Here is a 24,311-nt window from a genome sequence, read left to right on the forward strand (position 1 = left end):
TCAGCAGGAATCTCCATGACGATGACACAATTCAACGACCTGGACGCGCCGGCCAGCGGCCCGTGGTGGCGGCATCCGATGATGTGGCTGGTGGTCGGCGGGCCCGGCATGGTTGTGGTGGCGGGGATCGCGACCCTGGTGCTCGCGCTGACGCATCCCGACCCGGTGGTCCAGTCGGCGGGCGCGGTCGATCGGAGCGGCGTCGCGGCCGAATCGGGCGCCGAAGCCGCGATGGCCCCTGCGATGAAGGCGCGCAACCATGCGGCGACCGGTGGCCAGACGCCGTGATCGATGGCCGCGTGCGGAGCACGCTCAGGCTGCGCGCCGGACCAGTTGCAACAGCTGGCGCGGCTTGAGGACGCGCAGTTCGCGCGCCCGCACCTCCAGCACGCCGTCCTCCTGCATCCGCGAGAAGGTGCGACTGACCGTTTCCAGCGTGAGCCCGAGATGGCTCCCGATCTCATCGCGGGTCATGCGCAGCACGACACTCGAAGAGGAGAAGCCGCGCGCTCGCAGCCGACGCATCAGGTTGATCAGGAACGCGGCGACGCGCTGTTCCGCGCGCATCGAGCCCAGCAGCACCATCATGGCCTGGTCCCGCACGAGTTCACGGCTCATCAGGCGATGGAACTGGCGGCGCAAGCGGTCGAACTCGCGGGTGAGATCCTCCAGCCGGCCATAGGGCACGACGCACACCTGCGAATCCTCCAGCGCGACAGCCTGGCTGGCATACGCACCGTCATAGATGCCGTCCAGGCCCAGCAACTCGCCGGCCATGTGGAAGCCCGTGACCTGGTCCCGACCGTCCTCCGCCGACGTCGAGGTCTTGAAGAAGCCGGTGCGGACGATGTAGATCGCCTCGAAGACGTCGCCGGTCTTGAACAGCACCGCTCCGCGTGCCACCGCGTGGCGATCGCTCACCAGGCGCTCGAGCTGGACGACCTCGGCGGCCGGCAGGCCGGTCGGCAGGCAGACCTGACGCAAAGCGCAGGTCGAGCAGCTGACCTTGAAGGGGTCGTGCTGCGCAGAGGGGGGCAGGGGGAGGCGGAGGCGGCTCGACATGAGACGGTCAGGCATGCGAGGAAGCGGCGGATTCTTTGTCGGGGCCTCGGCGCCGGCAATGACATCAATCAATGACGATTCGGCAACAAGGGGTGAGGATCGCCGTCCATGAACCCTGATCCGACCCCGTGGGACCGCAGCATCCCCGATGCCGATCTGCTGCGCCGGTTCGACATTGCCGGACCGCGCTACACCTCCTATCCGACGGCAGACCGCTTCCATGCGGGCATCGACGCCGAACGTCATGGAGAGACGCTCGCGCTGCGCGCGTTCGGCCCGGCGGCGACACAGCCGCTGTCGGTCTATGTCCACATCCCGTTCTGCGAGTCGGTCTGCTACTACTGCGCCTGCAACAAGGTCGTTACCCGGCACCATGAGCGCGCTGCCGCCTATGTCGATGCGCTCGAGACCGAGATCGCGCTGGTTCACCGGCGACTCGGCGTGCGAGCGCTGGTGTCGCAGCTGCATTTCGGCGGTGGCACGCCGACCTTCCTGGCCGATCGCGAGCTGTCGATGCTGATGGCCCTGCTGCATCGCCACTTCCGCCTCGCGGCCGACGCGGAGATTTCCATCGAGGTCGATCCGCGGACGATCGATGTCGCGCGGCTGCGCCACCTGCGCACGCTCGGGTTCAACCGGCTGAGCTTCGGCGTGCAGGACTTCGATCCCGATGTGCAGCGCGCCGTGCATCGCGAGCAGAGCCTGGAGAGCGTCACCGCGCTGGTGGGCGCATCGCGCGACCTGGGATTCCGCTCGATCAATGTCGACCTGATCCACGGCCTGCCGCGGCAGACGCCGGCGTCCTTCGCGCGGACGATCGACCAGGTCGCCGCGTTGCGGCCCGACCGCATCGCGCTCTACGGCTACGCCCACCTGCCGCACCGCTTCAAGCCGCAGCGCCGCATCGACACCGCCGCGCTCCCGCCGGCCTCGGACAAGCTGCGGATGCTGGCCGGCGCCATCGCCGGCTTCATCGCTCGGGGCTACAGCTACATCGGCATGGACCATTTCGCGCTGGCGGACGATCCGCTCGCCATCGCCAAGCGGGAAGGGCGCCTGCATCGCAACTTCCAGGGCTACAGCACGCAGCCGGACTGCGACCTGGTGGCGCTGGGCGTGTCGGCGATCTCGAAGGTGGGGGCCTCGTTCGCGCAGAACGTCAAGACACTGCCCGAGTACTACGCCGCCCTTCGCGGGGGACGCCTGCCGGTCGAGCGGGGTCTGACGCTCGACCAGGACGACCTCGTCCGGCGCGACGCGATCATGGCGCTGATGTGCCAGGGGCGGCTCGAGTTCGATCCGATCGAGCGCTCGCACGGGATCGTCGCCGCGGAGTATTTCGCGCCGGAGCTCGAGCGCCTTCGCCAGCTCTCGGCCGACGGCCTGGTGACGGTCGATTCAAGCGGCGTGCAGGTCACGCCGATGGGGTGGTTCTTCGTTCGGGCGGTGGCGATGGTGTTCGACCGCTACCTGAAGGCGGCGGATCGCACCGCGACGGCGATCGCGATGCCTGGCGCGCATGGGTCCGCCGGCTCAGTGGAAGCGCCGGTGCGCTTCTCGCGGATCCTCTGAGGCGCCAGAGGAGGTCTGGATGCTCACATTCGCCCTGGTGGGCTCGGCGTTTTTCATGGGAGTCGTGGGCTGCGTTCATTGCGCGGCCATGTGCGTCGCCCCTTGCGCGGCGGCGTCTGGTGGAGGGCGCGCCGGTGCGATCGCCTTCCAGGGAGGCCGGCTGCTGAGCTATGCGGCGGGCGGGGCCTTCGCCGCGGCCAGCGTGGGCGGACTGTTGCGGTGGGAGATGGCCTCCGGCGCCCTGCGTCCGCTGTGGCTCCTCGTTCAGCTGGCGGCGCTGATGTTCGGCCTCTTCCTCGCCTGGCGCGCCGAACTGCCGCGGTGGGCCACCCGGCGCTGGACCGGACGAACGCCAACGGCTTCCGTCGTTCCCGTCGGCGCGTTGGCCGGCGGGGGCGTCGCTTTCACGCCCGCGCGGACGACCGGTGCGGGCTTGGCAGGGCTGGCGTGGCTGGCCTGGCCCTGCGGGCTCCTGCAGTCGGCGCTGACGGTGGCTGCCCTGGCCAACGGCCCGTGGCAGGGAGCGGCGGTGATGGCGGCCTTCGCGCTCGGATCGGCACCAGGCCTGATCGCGGGCCCCTGGCTGTTGACCCGCCTGGGCGGAGCTGATCGGGGCGCCGCCGGTGGGTCGGGTGTGCGAATCGCGACCCGGCTGTCCGGGGTCATGCTGGCCGCGGGCGCCTTGTGGGCGCTCGGTCACGGCCTGTGGGCGCAGATCCGCGCGTACTGCGGCTGACGCCCCCGGGCGTGCCCAGGGCCATCAGCCGATTGAAAGTTTCGCTGTCATAGAATCGGCGCTTCCCGTTTGTCCCACCCACCCACGCGATTCGCGGAGACGACTCCATGTACCAGCACATCAAGGTGCCCGAGGGCGGCCAGAAGATCACGGTCAATGCCGACTTCTCGCTCAACGTTCCGAACAACCCGATCATTCCTTACATCGAGGGCGACGGCACCGGCTTCGACATCACCCCGGTGATGATCAAGGTGGTGGACGCGGCTGTGGCGAAGGCCTATGGCGGCGCCAAGAAGATTCACTGGATGGAGATCTACGCCGGCGAGAAGTCGACGAAGGTCTACGGTCCCGACGTGTGGCTGCCGGAAGAGACGCTGCAAGTCCTGAAGGACTACGTCGTCTCGATCAAGGGCCCGCTGACGACGCCGGTCGGCGGCGGCATCCGCTCGCTGAACGTGGCGCTGCGCCAGGAGCTGGACCTGTACGTCTGCCTGCGCCCGGTGCGCTGGTTCAAGGGCGTGCCCTCGCCGGTCAAGGAACCCGAGAAGACTGACATGGTCATCTTCCGCGAGAACTCGGAAGACATCTACGCCGGCATCGAGTTCGAAGCCCAGAGCGACAAGGCCAAGAAGCTGATCAAGTTCCTGCAAGAGGAATTCGGCGTCAAGAAGATCCGCTTCCCGGAAACCTCGGGCATCGGCGTCAAGCCGGTCTCGAAGGAAGGTACGGAGCGCCTGGTCCGCAAGGCCATCCAGTACGCGATCGACAACGACAAGCCCAGCGTCACCATCGTCCACAAGGGCAACATCATGAAGTTCACCGAAGGTGGCTTCCGTGATTGGGCCTACGCCCTGGCGCAGAAGGAGTTCGGCGCCGAACTGATCGACGGCGGCCCGTGGTGCAAGTTCAAGAACCCGAAGACCGGCAAGGACATCGTGGTCAAGGACAGCATCGCCGACGCGTTCCTGCAGCAGATCCTGCTGCGCCCGGCCGAGTACTCGGTCGTCGCGACGCTGAACCTGAACGGGGACTACATCTCCGACGCGCTGGCCGCTCAGGTCGGTGGCATCGGCATCGCCCCGGGCGCGAACCTGAGCGACTCCGTCGCCATGTTCGAAGCCACCCACGGCACCGCCCCGAAGTACGCCGGCAAGGACTATGTGAACCCCGGTTCCGAGATCCTGTCGGCCGAAATGATGCTGCGCCACATGGGCTGGACCGAAGCGGCCGACCTGATCATCTCGTCGATCGAGAAGTCGATCCTGTCGAAGAAGGTCACGTACGACTTCGCCCGTCTGCTGGACGGCGCGACGCAGGTGTCGTGCTCCGGTTTCGGTCAGGTGATGATCGAGAACATGTGAGCCCGGGCCGGCACCAGCCGGTCTTGACCACAGCGACCCCGGCCTGACCCGCCGGGGTTTTGTTTTAGGGGGAGCGCCGGGCGGTGCCCATGCCGTTCCCCAATGCAGAAGGCCCGCTTGCGCGGGCCTTTTCTGCTGGGCGAGTCGGATCAGCGCAACCGGGTCACGCCGCCGCCTGCTGCTGCCCGGCGAGGCTGTCCGCCATCAGCGGGATGCCCACCGGCGCCTCGATCGCGTCGCCGCCGTCCAGCGGGCGGATGTTCTGGGCCAACTGGCCCTTGGGGCCTTGAACCAGTTCATAGCTCACCCTGGAGCCTTGCTTCAGCGTCCGGAAGCCGTCCATCTGAATGGCCGAGAAGTGGGCGAAAACGTCCCCTCCGCCTTGTTCGGGTTCAATAAAGCCAAACCCTTTGGCATCGTTGAACCACTTGACCGTGCCTGTTGCCATCGTTCTTCTCCATCCCGGTGTCTTTCTCGCACCGGGGCGGATTCTCAAATCCGTGTCAAGTCAGTGTCAATTGAGGAACTCCCCGGGGTGCGGCGCCGCGAAGGTGACAAACTCGGGGCATTGACAGGCGTTGGCCTGTCCCCATGTAGGGTGCTCCCGCTGTTTATAGAATCGGTTCATGCCTTTGTTTGCCCAACAGTCCCCCCCGGCGGGTCCGCCTGGCGGCACGCCGCCGCCGGGCACGGAGGAGGGTGGGAATTCCACCACGCTGGAGCGTGTCGCTCAGAAGACGGAGCCGCCGCGCCTGTATCAGGTGCTGATGCTCAATGACGACTTCACGCCGATGGAGTTTGTGGTGATGGTCTTGCAGGAGTATTTCCGCCATGACCTGGATACGGCCACCCAGATCATGTTGAAGATCCATCACGAAGGCCGCGGCGTCTGCGGTGTATTCACCAAGGACGTGGCGGCCACCAAGGTCGAAATGGTGTCGGCGGCCGCACGGCGCGCCGGTCACCCCCTGCAGTGCATTATGGAGGCCGCATGATTGCGCAAGAGCTTGAAGTCAGCCTGCACATGGCGTTTGTCGAGGCACGCCAGCAGCGCCACGAGTTCATCACCGTGGAACACCTGCTGATGGCGCTGCTGGACAACCCGTCCGCGGCCGAGGTGCTGCGCGCCTGCGCAGCCAACATCGAAGACCTGCGCAAGTCGCTTGCGCAGTTCATCAAGGAAAACACCCCCACCGTCGGTGGCACGGACGAGGTCGACACGCAGCCCACGCTGGGATTCCAGCGCGTGATCCAGCGCGCGATCATGCATGTCCAGTCCACCGGCAACGGCAAGAAGGAAGTCACCGGCGCCAACGTGCTGGTGGCGATCTTCGGCGAGAAGGATTCCCACGCCGTCTACTACCTGCACCAGCAGGGCGTGACTCGCCTGGACGTGGTGAACTTCATCGCCCATGGCATCAAGAAGAGCGAGCCCCCCGAGCCACCGAAGGGACCGGAAGGCAACGGTGCCGAGTCCGAGCGCGAGGAAGGCGAGGGCCAGGGCCAGGGTGGCGGCAAGGGCAGCCCGCTCGAGCAGTTCACCCAGAACCTCAACCAGCATGCGCGCGACGGCAAGATCGACCCGCTGATCGGCCGGGAGCTCGAGGTCGAGCGCGTGGTGCAGGTGCTGTGCCGCCGGCGCAAGAACAATCCGTTGCTGGTCGGCGAGGCCGGTGTCGGCAAGACGGCCATCGCCGAAGGCCTGGCCTGGCGCATCACCGAGGGCCAGGTGCCCGACGTGCTGGCCGAGGCGGTGGTCTATTCGCTGGACATGGGCGCGCTGCTCGCGGGCACCAAGTACCGTGGCGATTTCGAGCAGCGCCTGAAGGCGGTGATCAAGCAGCTGAAGGACCAGCCCGGCGCGATCCTGTTCATCGACGAGATCCACACGCTGATCGGCGCCGGCGCGGCGTCGGGCGGCACGCTGGATGCGAGCAACCTGCTGAAGCCGGCGCTGTCCTCGGGCCAGCTGAAGTGCATCGGCGCGACCACCTTCAGCGAGTACCGCGGCATCTTCGAGAAGGACGCGGCGCTGTCGCGGCGCTTCCAGAAGATCGACGTGGTCGAACCCACCGTGGACCAGACCGTCGAAATCCTCAAGGGCCTGAAGTCGCGCTTCGAGGAGCACCACAGCGTCAAGTACGCACTGGGTGCGCTGCAGGCGGCGGCGGAGCTGTCGGCCAAGTACATCAATGACCGTCACTTGCCGGACAAGGCGATCGACGTCATCGATGAAGCCGGCGCCGCGCAGCGCGTGCTGCCCAAGAGCAAGCAGAAGAAGACCATCACCCGCGCCGAGGTGGAGGACATCGTCGCCAAGATCGCGCGCATCCCGCCGGCCTCGGTGTCGTCGGATGATCGCGGCAAGCTCAAGAGCCTGGATCGCGACCTGAAGAGCGTGGTCTTCGGCCAGGATCCGTCCATCGACGCGCTGTCCGCCGCCATCAAGATGGCGCGTTCGGGACTGGGCAAGCCGGACAAGCCGATCGGCTCCTTCCTGTTCAGCGGCCCGACGGGCGTGGGCAAGACCGAGGTCGCCAAGCAGCTCGCCTACATCCTGGGCATCGAGCTGATCCGCTTCGACATGTCCGAGTACATGGAGCGTCATGCGGTCAGCCGCCTGATCGGCGCGCCTCCCGGCTACGTGGGCTTCGACCAGGGCGGGCTGCTGACCGAGGCGATCACGAAGAAGCCGCACGCGGTGCTGCTGCTGGACGAGATCGAGAAGGCGCATCCGGACGTCTTCAATGTGCTGCTGCAGGTGATGGACCACGGCACGCTGACCGACAACAACGGACGCAAGGCCGACTTCCGCAACGTGATCATCATCATGACCACGAACGCGGGCGCGGAGGCGATGACCAAGTCGACGATCGGCTTCACCACCAAGCGGGAGCAGGGCGACGAGATGGCCGACATCAAGCGGCTGTTCACGCCGGAGTTCCGCAACCGCCTGGATGCGATCGTCAACTTCGGCGCGCTCAACGAGGACATCATCCTCCGCGTCGTGGACAAGTTCCTGCTGCAGCTCGAGAGCCAGCTGGCCGAGAAGAAGGTGGAGGTCACCTTCAGCGACGCGCTGCGCAAGCACCTGGCCGCCAAGGGCTTCGATCCGCAGATGGGTGCCCGGCCAATGCAGCGCCTGATCCAGGACACGATCCGGCGCGCGCTGGCGGACGAGTTGCTGTTCGGTCGTCTGGTCGACGGTGGCCGCCTGAGCGTGGATGTCGACGACAAGGGCGAGGTCCAGCTGGACATCACGCCGAGCAAGAAGGACAACAAGCCCAAGGCCGAGCCGGCCACGGCGGACTGAGCGCCGCGCCCTCCCACGAAAGCCCGCTCACGCGGGCTTTTTCATTGCCGCTCGGTGTATCGCATCAAGGGAAACCGGGCCCCGTCTCCGCAGCTTAAGGAGGGAATTTGGCGGCCGTGGCGGCCGCCAAAGGAGGGAGACGGAGGAGACGGGGCCCGGGTTCCCTTGATGGTGCTCAATCGCCGGCCGGGTCCTGCCTGAAGAAACCAGCGAGGAGTCGATACAGCCGCGGCTGCTCGCCGAGCAGCTCCCGAGGTGCCACGAAGAATGCCTCGACCGCGACGGCGAAGAACTCCTCGGGGGCTTCCGCGCCGTAGGGATCGATGAGCGTCGCATGGCCCGCGTCGACCTGGTCGCAGAACCAGTGCCATTCGGCCTCCATCGTCGCGCTCCACTGCAGGCGCACGGTGGGATCGTCGATCGGTGGCGCGCCGTCGGGCTCGCCGTCGCGCATGTCGAGCACATGCGCGAATTCATGGATCACGACGTTGTAGACGGGGTCGTGGCCTTCGACGCGCTCGGTCGCCTCGGGTGCGATCTCGCTCCAGGCCAGCATCAGCGGGCCGCCTTCCATCGCTTCGCCGGCCAGGGTTTCGTCGTATTCGTGGACGACACCGTCCTCGTCCATCGTCTCGCGCGCGGCGACCACCTCGCCCTCGTGCATGACGATGCCGACGAAACCGTCGTACCACGACAGCCCCAGCTTTAGCACCGGCAGGCAGGCCTGCGCGGCCACGGCGACGGCCACCTCGTCGGTGACCTCGAAGCCGCCGGCGCCGTGGAATTCCTTGGATGCCAGGAACAGCGAGCAGAGCCGGCGCAGCTCGGTCCGATCCGCCTCGGAGCGCCTGGCGATGAACGGGTACTGCGCCAGCGTCAGCGCCCACAGTGCGTCGGGGATCGCGAACTGGTCGAGCAACTGGCGCTCGCGGCGTGCGCGCCAGCGCTGGAGCAGGCTGCCGATCACGATGCGCCGACGCCGGCCAGCGGGTCGTGTCGTGTCGACGCCGGCGCGCCCGCGGCGTTCGGGTCGGCCGCTGCCGAGTGCAGCGGGGTGATGCGATGCAGGCCCTGGGCGTCGATCACCAGCACGTCGCCGCGGCCCGGGCCATGGTCGTAATCCCAGTCGGACAGCACGGCGCGCACGAGGCCGTCGCCGAGCTCGTGGATCGCGGGTCGGTGCGTGTGGCCATGGATCAGCGTGTCGCAGCCCGTGTCGCGCAGCCAGGCCCGTGCCGCGCCGTCGTCGACATCCGCCCAGGTCGAGGGATCGCTCTGGTGCATGCGGCTTCGCGCGCGCAGATGTCGCGCCAGCGCGCGACGCGCGAAGAGCGGCATCGCGCGCAGCGCCGCCAGCACTTCGGGGCGCCGTACCACCGCGCGGGCGCGCAAGTAGCCGACATCGCCCAGGCAGAGCTGGTCGCCATGGCTCAACAGCCATGCGCGTCCGAAGGCGTCCAGCCGGGTGGGGTCGGGCAGCAGTTGCATGCCGGCGTCCTCGGCCATCGGCTCGCCGAGCGCGAAGTCGCGGTTGCCGTGCATGAAGAAGAGGGGTTTGCGCGCGGACGCCTCGCGCAGCAGTTCGAGCGCGAACTGCTCGAAGGTGCCGGCCTGCCAGCGCGCGTCATCGCCGATCCAGGCCTCGAAGATGTCTCCCAGCAGGATGACCGCATCCGCGGGCGTCGCCACCAGGTGGGCGCGCAGGCGCGCCAGGGTCGCCGGCATGTCCGGCGACAGGTGCAGGTCGGAGATCAGGTCGATCCGCCGCCAGCCGGGCTCGGCCCGCAGCGTCGCCAGCGGCGACGGCAGTCGGGGCGCGGGCGACACGGGGCAGGCGGCGGAACCGCGACTCACTCGACGGCGACGGCGCGCTCGATGATGACCGCGTCGACCGGCACGTCGTCGTGGAAGCCCGAACGGCTGGTCTTGACCTTCTCGATCTTGTCCACGACGTCCTGGCCGCCGACGACCTTGCCGAACACCGCGTAGCCCCAGCCCGACGGGCTTTCGCTCTTGAAGTTCAGGAAGTCGTTGTCGACGGTGTTGATGAAGAACTGCGCGCTCGCCGAGTGCGGCGCATTGGTGCGCGCCATCGCCACGGTGTACTTGTCGTTCTTCAGGCCGTTGTTGGCCTCGTTCTGGATCGGGGCATCGGTGGGCTTCTGCTTCATGCCTTCCTCGAAGCCGCCGCCCTGGGCCATGAAGCCCTTGATGACGCGATGGAAGATGGTGCCGTCGTAATGGCCCTTGGCCACGTAGGCCAGGAAGTTCTCGACGGTCTTGGGGGCCTTGGCGTCATCCAGCTCGAGGGTGATCAGACCCTGGTTGGTGTGCAGTTCGACTTTCTTGCTCATGTCGGTGACTCCTTATTTCTCGACGGTGGCCTTGTTGATGAGGACGGGCGTGTTCGGCAGGTTCTGGAACGCCGGATTCTTGGGGGACGGCGCGGTCGGCACCGCCCGGATCTTGTCGACGACTTCCATGCCCTCGGACACGTAGCCGAAGACCGCATAGCCGCGGCCGTCGGCGGCGAAGCCCGGGTCCAGGCCCGGGTTGTCGACGACGTTGATGAAGAACTGCGAGGTCGCGGAATTCGGGTCGTTGGTGCGCGCCATCGCGACGCTGCCGCGGATGTTCATCAGGCCGTTGCCGGCCTCCAGCGGAATCGGCGCCCTGGTCGGGCGCTGCTTCAGGTCGGGCGTGTAGCCGCCGGTCTGGACCATGAAGTCGCCGATGACGCGATGGAAGATCACGCCGTTGTAATGGCCGGCCTTCACATAGGCGAGGAAATTGGCGACGGTCTTGGGCGCCTTCTCGGCGTCCAGGGTGATCTTGATGTCGCCGGCGCTGGTGCTCAGCTTGACGACCTGCGCCTGGGCGAGCGATGCCGCCAGGCTCAGCACGGCGGCGCCGGCGGCGAGCAGGAATGGGGATGTCCTCATGGTCCTCGTGTCGGTGGAGTGGCGGGGAGGGCAGTCGGGCGACGCTCGGCGGGGAGTGGCGCGCGGTCGGCGCGCCGCCGCCGTTCATCGCTGCTGGGTGCCCTTGGCGTTGTTGAACGCGGTGACGCGCTGCAGCTTGACCTTCAGCGCGGTGTCGTCGCCGAGCGCCTGCTTGAGCGCGCGTTCATAGGATTGCTGGGCCAGGCGCATGAGCACGTCGCCCATGTTCTCCTGCGCCTGCGCATGGTCCGGTTGCAGGTCCAGCGCGCGGGTCAGCGCCTGGCGGGCCGCCTCGTACTCGCCGCGCGCCGCATGGATGACGGCCAGGTTGTTGTAGGGGTCGGCGAGGTCGGGGAAGTCCTCGGTCAGCCGGGTGAAGATCACCCGGGCCCGCTCCAGTTGCTGGGTCTCCAGCAGCATCGTGCCGAGCGCGAAGCGCAGGCGGGGGTCGTCGGGCGTGGTCTTGAGGCCGGCTTCGGCCGTCTGGATGGCCTGCTCGCGCTTGCCGGCGGCCCACTGGGCCTGGGCCTCGTCGAGCACGGCTGCGTGCGTCAGGGTCGCGCCGGCCATCGCCAGGGCGACGCAGCAGGCTCGGAACAGGGCGGGGAGTCTTGGCATAAAGTCGGGCCGCTATACTGCCGGGCATTCTAGAGCGAGCTTTCGTCTCCCGCTCGTCCCTCGGCCGGCCCTCCGCCCCACCCGCACCGCACCGTCGAATGCGCCGACGCCCAGCGACTCTTCGCTGGCCCGGCGATGGTGTCGTCGGCGTCTGCGCGGGCCTGCCGCGAGGGCGTCCGGCGCGACACACGTATGTCTTCCTTGCGCATCTACAACACGCTGACCCGTCAGCTGCAGCCCTTCCAACCGATCGAGCCGGGCAAGGTCCGCCTGTACGTCTGCGGCATCACCGTCTACGACCTGTGCCACATGGGGCATGCGCGGATGAACCTCGCGTTCGACGTCGTCTATCGCTGGCTTGCCGCCAGCGGCTACGACGTCACCTTCGTGCGCAACATCACCGACATCGAGGACAAGATCATCCGCCGCGCGCTCGAGCGCGGCATCACGATCCGCCAGCTGACCGACGAGATGATCGCGGCCATGCACCGCGACTTCGCGGCGCTGGGCATCGCCACCCCGACCCATGAGCCGCGCGCCACCGACTACGTCCCGCAGATGCTGGACATCATCGGCAAGCTGGAGGCCAAGGGCCTGGCCTACCACGCCGACGGCGGCGACGTGAACTATGCGGTGCGCAAGTTCGAGGGCTACGGCAAGCTCAGCGGCAAGTCGCCCGACCAGCTGCGCGCCGGCGAGCGCGTCGCGGTCGACGACGGCAAGCGCGATCCGCTGGACTTCGTGCTGTGGAAGTCGGCCAAGGCGGACGAGCCGGCCGAGGCCAAATGGGCCAGCCCCTGGGGCGAAGGCCGTCCCGGCTGGCACATCGAGTGCTCGGCGATGAGCTGCGCGCTGCTGGGCGAGCGCTTCGACATCCACGGCGGCGGCATGGACCTGCAGTTCCCGCACCATGAGAACGAGATCGCGCAGAGCGAGGGCGCCTTCGGCCATCCGTTCGTCAACCTCTGGATGCACAACGGCTTCCTGAACATCGACGGCGAGAAGATGTCCAAGAGCCTGGGCAACTTCTTCACCATCCGGGAGGTGCTGGAGAAGTTCGACGGCGAGTCGATCCGCTTCTTCATGCTGCGCACCCAGTACCGCAGCCCGTTCAACTTCAGCGACGTCAGCCTGGACGACGCGCGCACGGCGCTGCGCCGGCTCTACACGGCGCTGGACGCGGTGGCGCCGGCGGCGGTCGTGATCGACTGGACCCAGGGTCCGGCCGCCGCCTTCAAGGCCGCGATGGACGACGACTTCAACACGCCGGGTGCGCTGGCGGTGCTGTTCGAGCTGGCCAATCAGGTCAACCGCGAACGCTCCGCGCAGGACGCCGGCCTGCTCAAGGCGCTCGGCGGCGTGCTGGGCTTGCTGCAGCAGGCGCCCAAGGCTTTCCTGCAGGCGGGGGCCGGCCTGGACGAAGGCGCGATCGAGGCGCAGATCGCCGCGCGCGCCGCGGCCAAGGCCGCTCGCGACTTCGCCGAGGCTGATCGCATCCGCAAGGCGCTGCTCGATCAGGGCATCGAGCTGAAGGATTCCGCCACCGGCACGACCTGGGTTCGCGCGTCGAAGGTGGGAGAGCAGGCCTGATGGCGCGTGTGGCGACCGCCGGGGTGACCCCGGACTACTGGGACGAGGCCTGCAGACACCTGGTCAAGCGCGACCGGGTGATGAAGAAGCTGATTCCGCAATTCGGCGAGGCGCGGCTGCAGAGCCGGGGTGACGCGTTCACCACGCTGGCGCGATCGATCGTCGGCCAGCAGATCTCGGTGAAGGCGGCGCAGAGCGTGTGGGACAAGTTCGCCGAGCTGACCTCGGGGCCGTCCAACCGGATCAAGCCGACAGAGGTGCTGGGACTCGAGAAGGCGGCGCTGCGGGAGGTCGGCCTGTCGGTGCGCAAGGTCGAGTACCTGAGCGACCTGGCGCAGCATTTCGAGTCGGGCCAGGTCCATGTGCGCCAATGGGCGCAGATGGAGGACGAGGCGATCATCGAGGAACTGGTCGCCATCCGCGGCATCGGTCGCTGGACGGCCGAGATGTTCCTGATCTTCCACCTGATGCGCCCGAACGTGCTGCCGCTGGACGACCTGGGACTGCTGAAGGGCATCAGCCAGCACTACTTCAGCGACGAGCCGGTGTCGCGGGCCGAGGCCCGTGAACTGGGCGAAGGCTGGGCCCCGTATCGCTCGGTGGCCACATGGTACATTTGGCGGAGCCTCGATCCGCTACCCGTGGATTACTGAGAATGAGCAAGAAACACTTCCTCGAATTCGAGCAGCCCATCGCCGAGCTCGAAACCAAGATCGACGAACTCCGCTACGTGCAGAGCGAGTCGGCGGTGGACATCTCCGAGGAGATCGACCGCCTGGGCAAGAAGAGCCACCAGCTGACGAAGGACATCTACGCGAATGTCCTGCCGTGGCAGGTGTATCAGGTGGCCCGCCATCCGCAACGTCCGCAGACGCTGGACTACTGCGCCGAAGTCTTCACCGAGTTCCAGGAGCTGCACGGCGACCGCCATTTCGCGGATGACGCCGCGATCGTCGGCGGCCTGGCGCGCTTCAACGGCCAGGCCTGCATGGTCATCGGCCACCAGCGCGGCGCCGACGCCAAGGAGCGCACGCTGCGCAACTTCGGCATGCCGCGCCCGGAGGGCTACCGCAAGGCGCTGCGCCTGATGAAGCTGGCCGAGAAATTCGGTCTGCCGGTCTTCACCTTCATCGACACGATGGGCGCGTACCCCGGCATCGGCGCCGAGGAGCGCGGTCAGTCGGAGGCGATCGGCCGCAACATCTTCGAGATGGCGCAGCTGGAAGTGCCCATCGTCGCGACGGTGATCGGCGAGGGCGGCTCCGGCGGCGCGCTGGCCATCGGCGTGGCCGACCAGGTGCTGATGCTGCAGTTCTCCGCCTACTCGGTGATCTCGCCAGAAGGCTGCGCGTCGATCCTCTGGAAGACCGCCGCCCGTGCGCCCGAAGCCGCCGAGGCACTGGGCATCACCGCGCATCGCCTCAAGGCCCTGGGCCTGATCGACAAGATCGTCAATGAGCCGGTGGGCGGCGCGCACCGCGATCCGAAGCAGATGGCTTCGAACCTGAAGCGCGCCCTTGGCGATGCGCTGCGCCAGGTCTCCGACCTGAAGACCAAGGATCTGCTGGAGCGCCGCTACGAGCGCCTGCAGGCCTATGGTCGATTCAGCGACACCAAGAGCCGCTGATCCCGCCGGTCCCGCCACCCTCGGCGATCCGGCTCCACGCCGCGTGATCGCGGTCGCCTGCAGCGGCGGTCGCGACTCGATGGCGCTTCTCCACGCCACCACTGTCGCGGCCGAATCATTCGGCGCGCGCGTGGTGGCGTTGCACATCCATCATGGCTTGAGCGCCCACGCCGACGCATGGCTCGCTTTGGTGGGCGAGCAGGTGGCCGAGTGGGCCCGCCAAGGGCTGCCGGTCGAACTCGTCCATGAGCGCCTGCTTGACGCGCCGGCCCCTGGCGAAAGCACCGAGGCCTGGGCGCGCGCCGGCCGCTATGAGGCGCTGCAGCGCCTGGCCCGGGCCGTCGACGCTGACCTGCTGCTGCTGGCGCATCACCGCCGCGATCAGGCCGAGACCTTCCTGCTGCAAGCCTTGCGCGGCGCCGGCGTCGCGGGGCTGTCCTCCATGCCGCGGGCGCAATGGCGGGACGGCGTCTGCTGGGCGCGCCCCTGGCTGGACCATCCGCGAGAAGCGATCGAGGCCTATGTCTGCGAGCACGGCTTGCGCTTCGTCGAGGACGACAGCAATGCCGACCCGCGCTTCGCGCGCAACCGGCTGCGTCAGACCCTCTGGCCCGCGCTGATGGCACAAGGCGCAGGCGCGGAAACCGCCTTGGCGCGATCGGCCGCATGGGCGCAGGAAGCGGCCGAACTCCAGCGCGAGGTGGCAGACGACGATCTCGCGCGATGGTCCGATGCGAGTGGCCTGGCGCAGGCGATGCTGACCGCGCTCAGCCCGGCACGCGCGACCAACGCGCTGCGAGCCTGGCTGCATCGCGTCACCGGTCGAACCGCCCCAGCGACGTTGATCCGACGTCTGCTCGACGAAGCGCCCATGGCGATGGTGGCGCGATGGCCGCTGGGCGATGCCGAACTGCATCTCTATCGCGGACGGTTCTTCGTGCAGGCTCGCTCGAAGACGACATCCCCGGAGCGCACGGAGGCGCTGCCGGCCTCGCTCCTCGGGCTGGGCATCGCCACGCCCGTCGCCGGGCCGCGCGAGCGCTTCGACCTCTCGCGACCCGGACGGCATGCGATCCCGTCGTGGAGCGGCGCATTCGATGTCGAGCCCGTGACCACGGGGGGCGTCGCGCTTTCTGCGCTCAGCAATGTCGAGTTGCGCCGGCGCGAAGGCGGCGAGCAGTTCCAGTCCCATGCGAAAGGCCTCGCGCGGGCGCTGAAGAAATGCTGGCAGACCGCGGGAATCCCCGCTGTCCAGAGGGAAGGGCCCCTGGTCTACGCCGACGGGCGCCTGCTCTTCGTGCCCGGCCTGGGCCTGGACGCGCGCTGGCGATCGGACACCGGCGAAGCACAAATGAGGCTGCGATGGGTGCCCGATGCATGCGGATCGCGCATGGGCAGCGACGTTGCGGGCAAGAGCGGGTCTTAGAATCGCCCGCTGTGGTCGCGGTGCACCTCCTTCCCGCGCTAACGCGGACGCCGCCAGGGCGTCCCACCAGCAGTCTCTGACACTCCCATGGCATTGATCGTTCACAAGTACGGCGGCACCTCGATGGGGTCGACCGACCGTATCCGCAATGTCGCCAAGCGCGTCGCCAAATGGGCGCGGGCCGGCCACCAGATGGTGGTGGTCCCCTCGGCGATGAGCGGCGAGACCAACCGCCTGCTCGGCCTGGCCAAGGAACTGTCGCCCGGCAGTTCCTCGCCGTCGCTGATGCGCGAACTCGACATGATCGCCTCCACCGGCGAGCAGGTCTCGGTCGGCCTGCTGGCCATCGCGCTGCAGGCCGAGGGCATGGACGCGGTCAGCTACACCGGCTGGCAGGTCGGCGTCTCGACCGACAACTCGTACACCAAGGCCCGCATCGAGAGCATCGACGACGCGAAGGTCAAGGCCGATCTGGACGCCGGCAAGGTCGTCGTGATCACCGGCTTCCAGGGCGTGGACGAGGACCGCAACATCACGACGCTGGGCCGTGGCGGCTCGGACACGTCGGCGGTGGCGATCGCCGCGGCGATCAAGGCCGACGAATGCCTGATCTACACCGACGTCGACGGCGTCTACACCACCGACCCGCGCGTCGTGCCGGAGGCCCGGCGCATGAGCACCATCAGCTTCGAGGAGATGCTGGAGATGGCGTCGCTCGGCTCCAAGGTGCTGCAGATCCGCTCGGTGGAATTCGCGGGCAAGTACCGGGTGCCGATGCGCGTGCTGAGCAGCTTCACGCCGTGGGACATCGACATCAACGAGGAAGCCAAGTCCGGCACCCTGATCACTTTTGAAGAGGACGAACAAATGGAACAAGCCGTCGTCTCCGGCATTGCATTCAACCGCGACGAGGCCAAGGTGACGCTGCTGGGCGTGCCCGACAAGCCGGGCATCGCGTTCCAGATCCTGGGCCCGGTGGCCGAGGCCAACATCGATGTCGACGTGATCATCCAGAACGTGTCGCAGGACGGGAAGACCGACTTCTCGTTCACCGTGCATCGCAACGACTACCAGCGCGCGATGGAGCTGCTGGAAAAGACCGTCGGCCCCGCGGTGCAGGCCGCCAAGGTGATCGGCGACCAGCGCATCTGCAAGGTGTCCATCGTCGGCATCGGCATGCGCTCGCATGTCGGCGTGGCATCGAAGATGTTCCGCTCGCTGTCGGAAGAGGGCATCAACATCCAGATGATCACGACCAGCGAGATCAAGACCTCGGTCGTCATCGACGAGAAGTACATGGAACTGGCCGTGCGCGCGCTGCATCGCGCGTTCGATCTGGACCAGGACATCGAGGCCTGATCTCGCTGATCGCACAGCGATTCAACCGGAGTTTCGGTTGAGGGCCTGGAAAGCCATGCTATAGTCGCTGCTTCTCCGGTTGGAGACGTGACCGAGTGGCCGAAGGTGCTCCCCTGCTAAGGGAGTATGCGGGCAAAACCTGCATCGAGGGTTCGAATCCCTCCGTCTCCGCCAACCAGATGTGAAACCCCCGCAGCGCAAGTTGCGGGGGTTTTCGCATTCATGGCCGCGTCGTGAGCCCGGAAACTTTCCGCAGTCGCCGGGCGATGTGGCCTACAGTGGGCCGCATGTACACGCCCAAGCATTTCAACCTGCCGGATCTCTCCCATGCGCGGCTGATGATCCAGGAGCATCCGCTTGCCACGCTGATGCTGATCGATCCCACCCACGGCCTGTCCGCGACGCCCGTGCCGATGATCTGGGGCGCGCCGAGCGATGCGTCGAGCGGCGAGGGCTGGTGGCTCGAAGGCCATCTGGCGCGCGCGAATCCGCATGTGGCGGCGTTGATGTCGGGCGAGGTGGGCGAGGTGCTGGTGCAGTTCAACGGTCCCGGCGCGTACATCTCGCCCACCCATTACGACACGCCGCTGTCGGTGCCGACCTGGAACTACCTGACCCTGCAGGTCCATGGTCGCGTGCAGGTCATCGACGACGAGGCCGGCAAGGATGCGCTGCTCAAGCGCCTGATCGCGACGCAGGAACCGGATTACGCCGCGCAATGGCGTGGCCTGCCGGCGGAATTCCAGCGCAAGCTGCTGGGCGCGATCGTCGGCTTCCGAATCCCGGTCGAGCGCTGGACGATGAAGGCCAAGCTCAGCCAGAACCGCAGCGCGGACGAGCGCGCCCGCATCCTGGCGCACCAGGAGCACCACGGCTCTCTGGAGGAACAGATGCTGGCGCGCTGGGTGCGGGAACTCGAACCGCGCTGATCGCCGCGGCGACGTCGTCACGCGGCAGCGCCGCGCCGGAAAGCACAAGGCCCGCTTGAAGCGGGCCTTGTCGCTGGAGGGGGCGCGGGTGAGGGCAAGAGGCGTGGCGGCCTCACGGCCGCCGCCGCTCACATGCTCACATAGTTGGGGCCGCCGCCACCTTCCGGCGTGACCCAGACGATGTTCTGCGTCGGGTCCTTGATGTCGCAGGTCTTGCAGTGCACGCAATTCTGCGCGTTGATCTGCAGTCGCTGCGCGCCGGCATCGCCGACGAACTCGTACACGCCCGCAGGGCAGTAGCGGCTCTCGGGGCCGGCGTACTTCGCCAGGTTGACGTCCACCGGCACGCTGTCGTTCTTCAGCGTCAGGTGCGCCGGCTGGTTCTCCTCATGGTTCGTGTTGGACACGAACACCGACGACAGCCGGTCGAAGGTCAGCTTGCCGTCGGGCTTGGGATAGTCGATCTTCGGCATCTCCGACGCCGGGCGCAGGTAGGCGTGATCGGGCTTGTCGCGATGCAAGGTCCACGGCGGGCTCTTGATGCCGAGCTTGGGCAGCAGCCACTGCTCGATGCCCGTCATCAGCGTGCCGACGGTGTTGCCCTTCTTGAACCAGGTCTTGAAGTTGCGCGATTGGTCGAGTTCCTCGCGCAGCCAGCTGCGCTCGAAGGCGGCGGGATAGGCGCTGAGCTCATCCTGCGCGCGGCCCGCGGCCAGCGCTTCGGCGATCGCCTCGGCGCACAGCATCCCGGACTTGATCGCCGCGTGGCTGCCCTTGATGCGCGCGGCGTTCAGATAACCGGCGTCGTCGCCCACCAGCGCGCCGCCAGGGAAGACCTGCTTGGGCAGGCTCAGCAGCCCGCCGGCCGTGATCGCGCGGGCGCCGTAGCCCAGCCGCTTGCCGCCCTCGATGTGCTTGCGGATCGCGGGGTGCGTCTTCCAGCGCTGCATTTCCTCGAACGGCGACAGCCACGGGTTCTTGTAGTCCAGTCCGACCACGAAGCCCAGCGTCACCTTGTTGCCCTCGAGGTGGTAGAGGAAGCCGCCGCCGTAGGTCTCGCTGTCCATCGGCCAGCCGGCGGTGTGGACCACCAGGCCGGGCTGCGCCTGGCCGGCCGGCACTTCCCACAGCTCCTTGATGCCGATGCCGTAGGTCTGCGGATCCTTGCCGGCGTCGAGCTGGTACTTCGCGATCAGCTGCTTGCCCAGGTGGCCGCGCGCGCCCTCGGCGAAGACGGTGTACTTGCCGTGCAGCTCCATGCCGAGCTGGAAGCCCTCATGCGGCTCGCCGTCCTTGCCGACGCCGACGTTGCCGGTGGCCACGCCCTTGACGCGGCCCTGCTCGTCGTAGACCACCTCGGCGGCGGCGAAGCCGGCGAAGATCTCCACGCCCAGCGCTTCGGCCTGCTGCGCCAGCCACTTGGTGACGTTGCCCAGGGAGATGACGTAGTTGCCGTCGTTGTGGAAGCAGCCCGGGATCAGGAACTGCGGCGTGTCGGTGTGGCCGGTCTCGCTCAGGAACAGCACCTGGTCGCCGGTGACCGGCTGGTTCAGCGGCGCGCCGAGTTCCTTCCAATTGGGGAACAGCTCGGTGATCGCCTTGGGATCCATGACCGCGCCGGACAGGATGTGCGCGCCGGCTTCCGAACCCTTCTCCAGCACGACGACCGAGATCTCCTGGCCCTTCTCGGCCGCGATCTGCTTGAGCCGGATCGCGGTGGCCAGGCCGGCGGGACCGCCGCCGACAACCACCACGTCGTAGTCCATGCTGTCGCGCGGACCGTACTGGGCAACAAGTTCTTCGGAGGTCATGGTCATCCTTGCTCGTTCTAGTAAGAGGCCTGGCCGGGGCCGCGCGGTCGGCGGGCGGGCGCCGGCTCGCGGTCTGGCTGGGGCGGGTTGCGGCGCATTCTAGCCGCGCGATCGAAAAAAAGAACGGTCGTGCTTTTTGTGAACTAGAGAGGAGCGTCGACAGCAGCGCGGGGCGCGCGCTGGGCGGCGGTGGCGCGATCTCGGTCGCGCCGCGCCGACCCGAATGGGGGTGCTGCGCGCGGGAGGCGCGCCGTACCATGCCGGCCTCAATAGCGAGCAGAGGACCTCATGACCATCCACATCCAACGCGACAGGACTGGCCCGATGCGGCAGACGGTGCGCATCCGCGATCACCAGTTCACCGCCGACCAGCCGGTGTCCGGCGGCGGCGAGGACGCCGGGCCGGATCCGCACGAGCTCTACGACTCGGCATTGGGCGCGTGCAAGGCGCTGACGGTGCTCTGGTATGCGCAGCGCAAGGGCCTGCCGCTGGAGGACGTGCTGGTGGAGGTCGAGCGCGACGGCTCCCAGGAGCGGCAGGGGCTGTACCAGCTGAAGGCCACGCTCACCTTCGTCGGCGACCTGACGGACGAGCAGCGCCAGCAGTTGCTCGCGGTCGCCGAGAAATGCCCGGTGCACAAGCTGATGACGCAGGTGACGACCGAGATCCAGACCGTGATGGCAGGCTGAGGTCCGCGCGGCGGGGCTCGCGTGCTATCGTGCCCGGCACCTGTCCGGTCACACGAGAAGTTTTGCGAGAGACCTTGCCATGAGCTACAGCATCGATCTGGAGGGCCGCGTGGCCCTCGTCACGGGCGCGTCCAGCGGCTTGGGCGCGCAGTTCGCGAGAACCTTGGCCAAGTCGGGCGCCTGCGTGGTGCTGGCGGCGCGGCGCGTGGAGCGGCTCAAGGCGCTGCGCGCCGAGATCGAGGCCGGCGGCGGCGACGCGCATGTGGTGCAGCTGGATGTCACCGACATCGACAGCATCAAGGCCGCGGTGGCGCGCGCGGAGACGGAGGTCGGCACGCTCGACATCCTCATCAACAACTCCGGCGTGAGCACGACGCAGAAGCTGGTCGACGTGACGCCGGAGGATTACGACTTCGTGATGGACACCAACGTGCGCGGCGCGTTCTTCGTCGCGCAGGAAGTGGGCAAGCGGATGCTGGCCCGCGCGCGTGGCGCGGCGCCGGGCACCTACACCGGCGGACGCATCGTCAACATCGCGTCGATGGCGGGCCTGCGGGTGCTGTCGCAGATCGGCGTGTATGCGATGAGCAAGGCGGCGGTGGTCCACATGACGCGGGCGATGGCGCTCGAGTGGGGCAAGTTCGACATCAATGTCAACGCGATCTGCCCCGGCTACATCGACACCGAGATCAACCACCACCACTGGCAGACCGAGCAGGGCCGCAAGCTGGTGGAGCTGCTGCCCCGCAAGCGCGTGGGCACGCCGCAGGACCTGGACACGACGCTGCTGATGCTGTGCGCCAAGGAGAGCCGCTTCATCAATGGCGCGATCATCCAGGCGGACGACGGATTCGGCGTTTGAGCCGGACCGGCAAGACCCACGAAGATTGAGAGAAGCGAGCCGATGGCGGTGAGAGAACTGAGCGCGATCGAGGCGCGCGTGCTGGCGGTGCTGGTGGAGAAGGCGTCCACGGTGCCGGACAGCTATCCGATGTCGCTGAACAGCCTGACCCTGGGCGTGAACCAGAAGACCGCGCGCGATCCGGTGATGAACGCCAGCGAGTCCGATGTGGCCGCGGCGCTGGACGAGCTCAAGGCGATGAGCCTGGTCAACGGCGTGAGCGGCAGCCGGGTGGCCCGCTTCGAGCACAACATGAAGCGGGTGTACGGCATCCCCGGTCAGGCCGAGGCGCTGCTGGCGGTGCTGATGCTGCGCGGCCCGCAGACCTCGGCGGAGCTGCGGATCAACTGCGAGCGCCTGCACCGCTTCGCCGACGTCTCGTCGGTGGAAGGCTTCCTGGAGGAACTCGCGGCGCGGGAGCCGGCGCTCGCGCTGAAGCTGCCGAAGGCACCCGGCGCGCGCGAGGCGCGCTGGGGCCATCTGCTGAGCGGCGAGCCGGAGATCCCGGCGGGCGGCAGCGCGTCGCCGGGCGCTTCGTCGTCGGGCAGCGCCCGCGACGAGGAGATCGCCGCGCTGCGCGCCGAAGTCGAGCAGCTCAAGGCGGCGGTGGCGCGCATCCAGGCCGAGCTCGGCATCGCCTGAGGCCGGCTCGGCCGGCGCGCGCCTCGTGCGAACCGCGCGAGCGGCACCAGGGGCGCGCCGGATCCTTCGTCAGATCTTCACCGCGGCCTTCAGGCTGTCGCGCGCGGCCTGGTTCAGGCGGATCTGGTACGTCAGGAAGGTCAACCGGTCGAAGAGCGTGGCGCCCGCGGGGTTCGACACCCATGAGCCGCCACCCAGCGGCGTGCCGTCCTTGATCATCGAGCCGGTGTAGACGTTGCCGCCCAGTTCGAAGTAGATGCGGTACTGGACCGTCGCGCTCAGGGTGCTCGACTGGGGCCGCGGCGACGACGCCACCCAGATCGGCACGCCGCCGACGGTCCGGATCTCGCCGTCGGCCAGGTGGTAGGTGCGGCCATCGCTGCCGGAGCTGAAGCCCGCGCTCAGCACGGCCGTCAGCGTGCTGCCGTCGACGCAGGAAGACACGGCGGGGCCGGCCGTGGCGCCGCGGCAGTCGAAGACGTCGTAGCGGTCGCCGGCGGCCTTCTGCGTGTACTTGAGGTAGCCGGCGCCGGCGGCGAAGGCGGCGGTGCTGTCCAGCACGCCGGGATTGGCGAACACCGCGTTGTAGAAGTGCTTGAACTCGTCCGGCGCGTTGTCCAGCGTGCCGGTCAGGGCCACGGCCTGGTATTCGCTGCGGATCGTCGAGTACGCCACCGTCGTGTTGTCGCTGGCCAGGGTGTCCATGCGCACGTCGCTGCCGACATAGCTCGCGCGCAGGGTGCCGCCGGTGGACGGCACCACCCGCACGGCGCCGTCCTTGAGCACCCGCGTGGCCGGCGGCGTGAGCAGCGTGAGCGTGGCGGTGAGCGAGATCGGATCGCTCTGGCGATAGGTCTGCGGGCCGTTCGTCAGCGGCGACAGCGCCAGCTGGCCGAAGTCGGAGATCACGAAGCTCGAGCCTTTCACCTGCGGGCCGCTGAGCAACAGCGACCACAGCAGGTTGAAGTTGCCGGGCTGCGGGCTGAGGATGGTGCTTTCGAAGGCCTGCTGGTTGGCGCTGAGCTTGAGCGTCAGCTGCGCGGCATTGCTGGTGACGCGGCCGCCCTTGTTGGACACCACGACGGTGTAGCGGTCGCCGTGGTTGGCGTAGGTGGCTGGCGGCGTCGTGTAGGTCGAGGAGGTCGCACCGGCGATGTCGGCGCCATTGCGCTTCCATTGGTAGACGAGATCGCTGCCGGACGCGGTCACGGCGAAGCTGGCGGTGGCGTCGGTCAGCACGGTGGCGTTGGCCGGCTGCGTCTGGAGCGTGGGCGCGGTCCCGGTCGGCGTGCCGGGCGTCGTGGGCGTGCTGGGCGTGCCGGCTGTCGGCGGGTTGTTGGTGCCGGTCAGCGGGGCGCCGGCCTCGCCGCCGCCACCGCCGCAAGCGGCGACCAGGACGGCGACGGCCGCCAGGATGGCGGCGTTCTGATGTCTCGTCGAGACCATGGGATCCTCCCTCGAAAGCAATGCGCAAGCGGAGGTCCGAGGCAACGGCCTCCGCAGTGTTGTGGGCGGCGAGTATAGGAAGGGGCCGTGAGGATTTCGTGAGGGTGTGGCGTGGCGGTTCACATGCGCGCAACAAGACGGCGGGAGACGGTGCATTTGCACGCCTGGGTCGAGAATCGCGGGCCCGCGGAGGCAGGCACCCCGCCTGCTCCTGCAAGGGTCATGAGTTCCCTCGGGAGGCCTCCCGCGCTGCGCGCTGCGCGCGGCGCGTCGGCGAGCCGGCCTG

The 24,311-nt window shown here is 67.9% G+C and carries 24 protein-coding genes and 1 tRNA gene; 16 read left to right on the forward strand and 9 right to left on the reverse strand.

What is annotated here, in order from left to right:
- Positions 1-15: 15 nt before the first annotated feature.
- Positions 16-288 (forward strand): hypothetical protein, encoded by a 273-nt coding sequence (locus CS062_RS13165; protein ID WP_233218042.1) that lies wholly within the window; start codon positions 16-18, stop codon positions 286-288.
- A gap of 24 nt (positions 289-312) precedes the next feature.
- Here the strand turns inward: CS062_RS13165 and CS062_RS13170 are convergent, their stop codons facing one another.
- Positions 313-1,062 carry a cyclic nucleotide-binding domain-containing protein gene (locus CS062_RS13170; RefSeq protein WP_099862083.1) on the reverse strand — a complete coding sequence of 250 codons (750 nt, stop codon included), beginning with the start codon at positions 1,060-1,062 and terminating at the stop codon, positions 313-315.
- A 108-nt stretch (positions 1,063-1,170) separates the two neighbouring features.
- On the opposite strand from CS062_RS13170, the gene hemN reads away from it, so the two are divergent.
- The 3 genes from hemN (at position 1,171) to icd (ending at position 4,731) form a co-directional block, all read left to right on the forward strand.
- Positions 1,171-2,634, forward strand: a complete 1,464-nt coding sequence (gene hemN, locus CS062_RS13175; RefSeq protein ID WP_099862084.1) for an oxygen-independent coproporphyrinogen III oxidase — start codon at positions 1,171-1,173, stop codon at positions 2,632-2,634.
- A gap of 19 nt (positions 2,635-2,653) precedes the next feature.
- Positions 2,654-3,370, forward strand: a complete 717-nt coding sequence (locus CS062_RS13180) for a sulfite exporter TauE/SafE family protein (protein WP_099862085.1) — start codon at positions 2,654-2,656, stop codon at positions 3,368-3,370.
- Between the two features lie 107 nt (positions 3,371-3,477).
- The gene (icd, locus tag CS062_RS13185; RefSeq protein ID WP_099862086.1) at positions 3,478-4,731 is read left to right on the forward strand and encodes an NADP-dependent isocitrate dehydrogenase; all 1,254 of its coding nucleotides are present in this window, start codon (positions 3,478-3,480) and stop codon (positions 4,729-4,731) included.
- Positions 4,732-4,894: 163 nt separating this feature from the next.
- On the opposite strand, the gene CS062_RS13190 is transcribed toward icd, so the two are convergent.
- Entirely contained in the window at positions 4,895-5,179 is a 285-nt protein-coding gene (locus CS062_RS13190; RefSeq protein ID WP_099862087.1) for a cold-shock protein, read from the reverse strand.
- Positions 5,180-5,357: 178 nt separating this feature from the next.
- Between CS062_RS13190 and clpS the strand changes: the two genes are divergently transcribed.
- Complete coding sequence (gene clpS / locus CS062_RS13195; protein ID WP_099862088.1) at positions 5,358-5,726, forward strand: ATP-dependent Clp protease adapter ClpS; 369 nt, start codon at positions 5,358-5,360, stop codon at positions 5,724-5,726.
- Positions 5,723-8,044: an ATP-dependent Clp protease ATP-binding subunit ClpA gene (clpA, locus tag CS062_RS13200; protein ID WP_099862089.1), complete on the forward strand. Its 2,322-nt coding sequence runs from the start codon at positions 5,723-5,725 to the stop codon at positions 8,042-8,044. Before clpS ends, clpA begins: the two co-directional genes overlap by 4 nt.
- A 175-nt stretch (positions 8,045-8,219) precedes the next feature.
- On the opposite strand, the gene CS062_RS13205 is transcribed toward clpA, so the two are convergent.
- The 5 genes from CS062_RS13205 to CS062_RS13225 all read right to left on the reverse strand — a co-directional run bounded on the left by CS062_RS13205 (position 8,220) and on the right by CS062_RS13225 (position 11,556).
- On the reverse strand, positions 8,220-9,011 hold the full coding sequence (locus tag CS062_RS13205) for a M90 family metallopeptidase (RefSeq protein WP_099862090.1): 792 nt from the start codon (positions 9,009-9,011) through the stop codon (positions 8,220-8,222).
- Entirely contained in the window at positions 9,008-9,871 is an 864-nt protein-coding gene (locus CS062_RS13210; protein WP_233218043.1) for a UDP-2,3-diacylglucosamine diphosphatase, read from the reverse strand. Before CS062_RS13210 ends, CS062_RS13205 begins: the two co-directional genes overlap by 4 nt.
- 23 nt (positions 9,872-9,894) lie before the next feature.
- The gene (locus CS062_RS13215) at positions 9,895-10,398 is read right to left on the reverse strand and encodes a peptidylprolyl isomerase (RefSeq protein WP_091732316.1); all 504 of its coding nucleotides are present in this window, start codon (positions 10,396-10,398) and stop codon (positions 9,895-9,897) included.
- Positions 10,399-10,410: 12 nt separating this feature from the next.
- A complete protein-coding gene (locus CS062_RS13220; protein ID WP_099862091.1) occupies positions 10,411-10,986 on the reverse strand; it encodes a peptidylprolyl isomerase in 576 nt (191 codons plus the stop codon).
- Positions 10,987-11,070: 84 nt separating this feature from the next.
- A complete protein-coding gene (locus CS062_RS13225; RefSeq protein ID WP_158238779.1) occupies positions 11,071-11,556 on the reverse strand; it encodes a tetratricopeptide repeat protein in 486 nt (161 codons plus the stop codon).
- A gap of 240 nt (positions 11,557-11,796) precedes the next feature.
- Between CS062_RS13225 and cysS the strand changes: the two genes are divergently transcribed.
- The 7 genes from cysS (at position 11,797) to CS062_RS13260 (ending at position 18,535) form a co-directional block, all read left to right on the forward strand.
- A complete protein-coding gene (cysS, locus tag CS062_RS13230) occupies positions 11,797-13,194 on the forward strand; it encodes a cysteine--tRNA ligase (RefSeq protein WP_099862093.1) in 1,398 nt (465 codons plus the stop codon).
- On the forward strand, positions 13,194-13,847 hold the full coding sequence (locus CS062_RS13235) for a DNA-3-methyladenine glycosylase family protein (RefSeq protein WP_091732327.1): 654 nt from the start codon (positions 13,194-13,196) through the stop codon (positions 13,845-13,847). Before cysS ends, CS062_RS13235 begins: the two co-directional genes overlap by 1 nt.
- Before the next feature lie 2 nt (positions 13,848-13,849).
- On the forward strand, positions 13,850-14,821 hold the full coding sequence (locus tag CS062_RS13240; protein WP_099862094.1) for an acetyl-CoA carboxylase carboxyltransferase subunit alpha: 972 nt from the start codon (positions 13,850-13,852) through the stop codon (positions 14,819-14,821).
- A gap of 43 nt (positions 14,822-14,864) precedes the next feature.
- A complete protein-coding gene (gene tilS, locus CS062_RS13245) occupies positions 14,865-16,247 on the forward strand; it encodes a tRNA lysidine(34) synthetase TilS (RefSeq protein WP_233218044.1) in 1,383 nt (460 codons plus the stop codon).
- A gap of 87 nt (positions 16,248-16,334) precedes the next feature.
- A complete protein-coding gene (locus CS062_RS13250) occupies positions 16,335-17,606 on the forward strand; it encodes an aspartate kinase (protein WP_099862096.1) in 1,272 nt (423 codons plus the stop codon).
- 81 nt (positions 17,607-17,687) lie between these two features.
- Positions 17,688-17,780, forward strand: a tRNA-Ser gene (locus CS062_RS13255).
- A gap of 113 nt (positions 17,781-17,893) precedes the next feature.
- Positions 17,894-18,535 carry an FMN-binding negative transcriptional regulator gene (locus CS062_RS13260; RefSeq protein WP_158238780.1) on the forward strand — a complete coding sequence of 214 codons (642 nt, stop codon included), beginning with the start codon at positions 17,894-17,896 and terminating at the stop codon, positions 18,533-18,535.
- Between the two features lie 128 nt (positions 18,536-18,663).
- Here CS062_RS13260 and CS062_RS13265 read toward each other — a convergent pair whose 3' ends face one another.
- Positions 18,664-20,346, reverse strand: a complete 1,683-nt coding sequence (locus CS062_RS13265) for an electron transfer flavoprotein-ubiquinone oxidoreductase (protein WP_099862127.1) — start codon at positions 20,344-20,346, stop codon at positions 18,664-18,666.
- A gap of 288 nt (positions 20,347-20,634) precedes the next feature.
- On the opposite strand from CS062_RS13265, the gene CS062_RS13270 reads away from it, so the two are divergent.
- The 3 genes from CS062_RS13270 (at position 20,635) to CS062_RS13280 (ending at position 22,579) form a co-directional block, all read left to right on the forward strand.
- On the forward strand, positions 20,635-21,036 hold the full coding sequence (locus tag CS062_RS13270) for an OsmC family protein (protein WP_099862098.1): 402 nt from the start codon (positions 20,635-20,637) through the stop codon (positions 21,034-21,036).
- A 79-nt stretch (positions 21,037-21,115) separates the two neighbouring features.
- Complete coding sequence (locus tag CS062_RS13275) at positions 21,116-21,898, forward strand: SDR family oxidoreductase (protein ID WP_091732344.1); 783 nt, start codon at positions 21,116-21,118, stop codon at positions 21,896-21,898.
- Positions 21,899-21,940: 42 nt separating this feature from the next.
- Positions 21,941-22,579 carry a YceH family protein gene (locus CS062_RS13280; RefSeq protein ID WP_099862099.1) on the forward strand — a complete coding sequence of 213 codons (639 nt, stop codon included), beginning with the start codon at positions 21,941-21,943 and terminating at the stop codon, positions 22,577-22,579.
- A 69-nt stretch (positions 22,580-22,648) separates the two neighbouring features.
- Here the strand turns inward: CS062_RS13280 and CS062_RS13285 are convergent, their stop codons facing one another.
- On the reverse strand, positions 22,649-24,025 hold the full coding sequence (locus CS062_RS13285) for an immunoglobulin domain-containing protein (protein ID WP_099862100.1): 1,377 nt from the start codon (positions 24,023-24,025) through the stop codon (positions 22,649-22,651).
- Positions 24,026-24,311 lie beyond the last annotated feature (286 nt).

The sequence above is a fragment of the Roseateles chitinivorans genome, from assembly GCF_002761755.1.
Taxonomy (GTDB): domain Bacteria; phylum Pseudomonadota; class Gammaproteobacteria; order Burkholderiales; family Burkholderiaceae_C; genus Roseateles; species Roseateles chitinivorans.

Excerpts from the sequence above, each read along its gene's own strand:
- CS062_RS13165 (WP_233218042.1), top strand. The coding sequence starts at position 16 with ATGACGATGACACAATTCAACGACCTGGACGCGCCGGCCAGCGGCCCG.
- CS062_RS13170 (WP_099862083.1), bottom strand. The coding sequence starts at position 1,062 with ATGTCGAGCCGCCTCCGCCTCCCCCTGCCCCCCTCTGCGCAGCACGAC.
- hemN (WP_099862084.1), top strand. The coding sequence starts at position 1,171 with ATGAACCCTGATCCGACCCCGTGGGACCGCAGCATCCCCGATGCCGAT.
- CS062_RS13180 (WP_099862085.1), top strand. The coding sequence starts at position 2,654 with ATGCTCACATTCGCCCTGGTGGGCTCGGCGTTTTTCATGGGAGTCGTG.
- icd (WP_099862086.1), top strand. The coding sequence starts at position 3,478 with ATGTACCAGCACATCAAGGTGCCCGAGGGCGGCCAGAAGATCACGGTC.
- CS062_RS13190 (WP_099862087.1), bottom strand. The coding sequence starts at position 5,179 with ATGGCAACAGGCACGGTCAAGTGGTTCAACGATGCCAAAGGGTTTGGC.
- clpS (WP_099862088.1), top strand. The coding sequence starts at position 5,358 with ATGCCTTTGTTTGCCCAACAGTCCCCCCCGGCGGGTCCGCCTGGCGGC.
- clpA (WP_099862089.1), top strand. The coding sequence starts at position 5,723 with ATGATTGCGCAAGAGCTTGAAGTCAGCCTGCACATGGCGTTTGTCGAG.
- CS062_RS13215 (WP_091732316.1), bottom strand. The coding sequence starts at position 10,398 with ATGAGCAAGAAAGTCGAACTGCACACCAACCAGGGTCTGATCACCCTC.
- CS062_RS13220 (WP_099862091.1), bottom strand. The coding sequence starts at position 10,986 with ATGAGGACATCCCCATTCCTGCTCGCCGCCGGCGCCGCCGTGCTGAGC.
- CS062_RS13225 (WP_158238779.1), bottom strand. The coding sequence starts at position 11,556 with ATGGCCGGCGCGACCCTGACGCACGCAGCCGTGCTCGACGAGGCCCAG.
- cysS (WP_099862093.1), top strand. The coding sequence starts at position 11,797 with ATGTCTTCCTTGCGCATCTACAACACGCTGACCCGTCAGCTGCAGCCC.
- CS062_RS13235 (WP_091732327.1), top strand. The coding sequence starts at position 13,194 with ATGGCGCGTGTGGCGACCGCCGGGGTGACCCCGGACTACTGGGACGAG.
- CS062_RS13240 (WP_099862094.1), top strand. The coding sequence starts at position 13,850 with ATGAGCAAGAAACACTTCCTCGAATTCGAGCAGCCCATCGCCGAGCTC.
- CS062_RS13250 (WP_099862096.1), top strand. The coding sequence starts at position 16,335 with ATGGCATTGATCGTTCACAAGTACGGCGGCACCTCGATGGGGTCGACC.
- CS062_RS13260 (WP_158238780.1), top strand. The coding sequence starts at position 17,894 with ATGTACACGCCCAAGCATTTCAACCTGCCGGATCTCTCCCATGCGCGG.
- CS062_RS13265 (WP_099862127.1), bottom strand. The coding sequence starts at position 20,346 with ATGACCTCCGAAGAACTTGTTGCCCAGTACGGTCCGCGCGACAGCATG.
- CS062_RS13270 (WP_099862098.1), top strand. The coding sequence starts at position 20,635 with ATGACCATCCACATCCAACGCGACAGGACTGGCCCGATGCGGCAGACG.
- CS062_RS13275 (WP_091732344.1), top strand. The coding sequence starts at position 21,116 with ATGAGCTACAGCATCGATCTGGAGGGCCGCGTGGCCCTCGTCACGGGC.
- CS062_RS13280 (WP_099862099.1), top strand. The coding sequence starts at position 21,941 with ATGGCGGTGAGAGAACTGAGCGCGATCGAGGCGCGCGTGCTGGCGGTG.
- CS062_RS13285 (WP_099862100.1), bottom strand. The coding sequence starts at position 24,025 with ATGGTCTCGACGAGACATCAGAACGCCGCCATCCTGGCGGCCGTCGCC.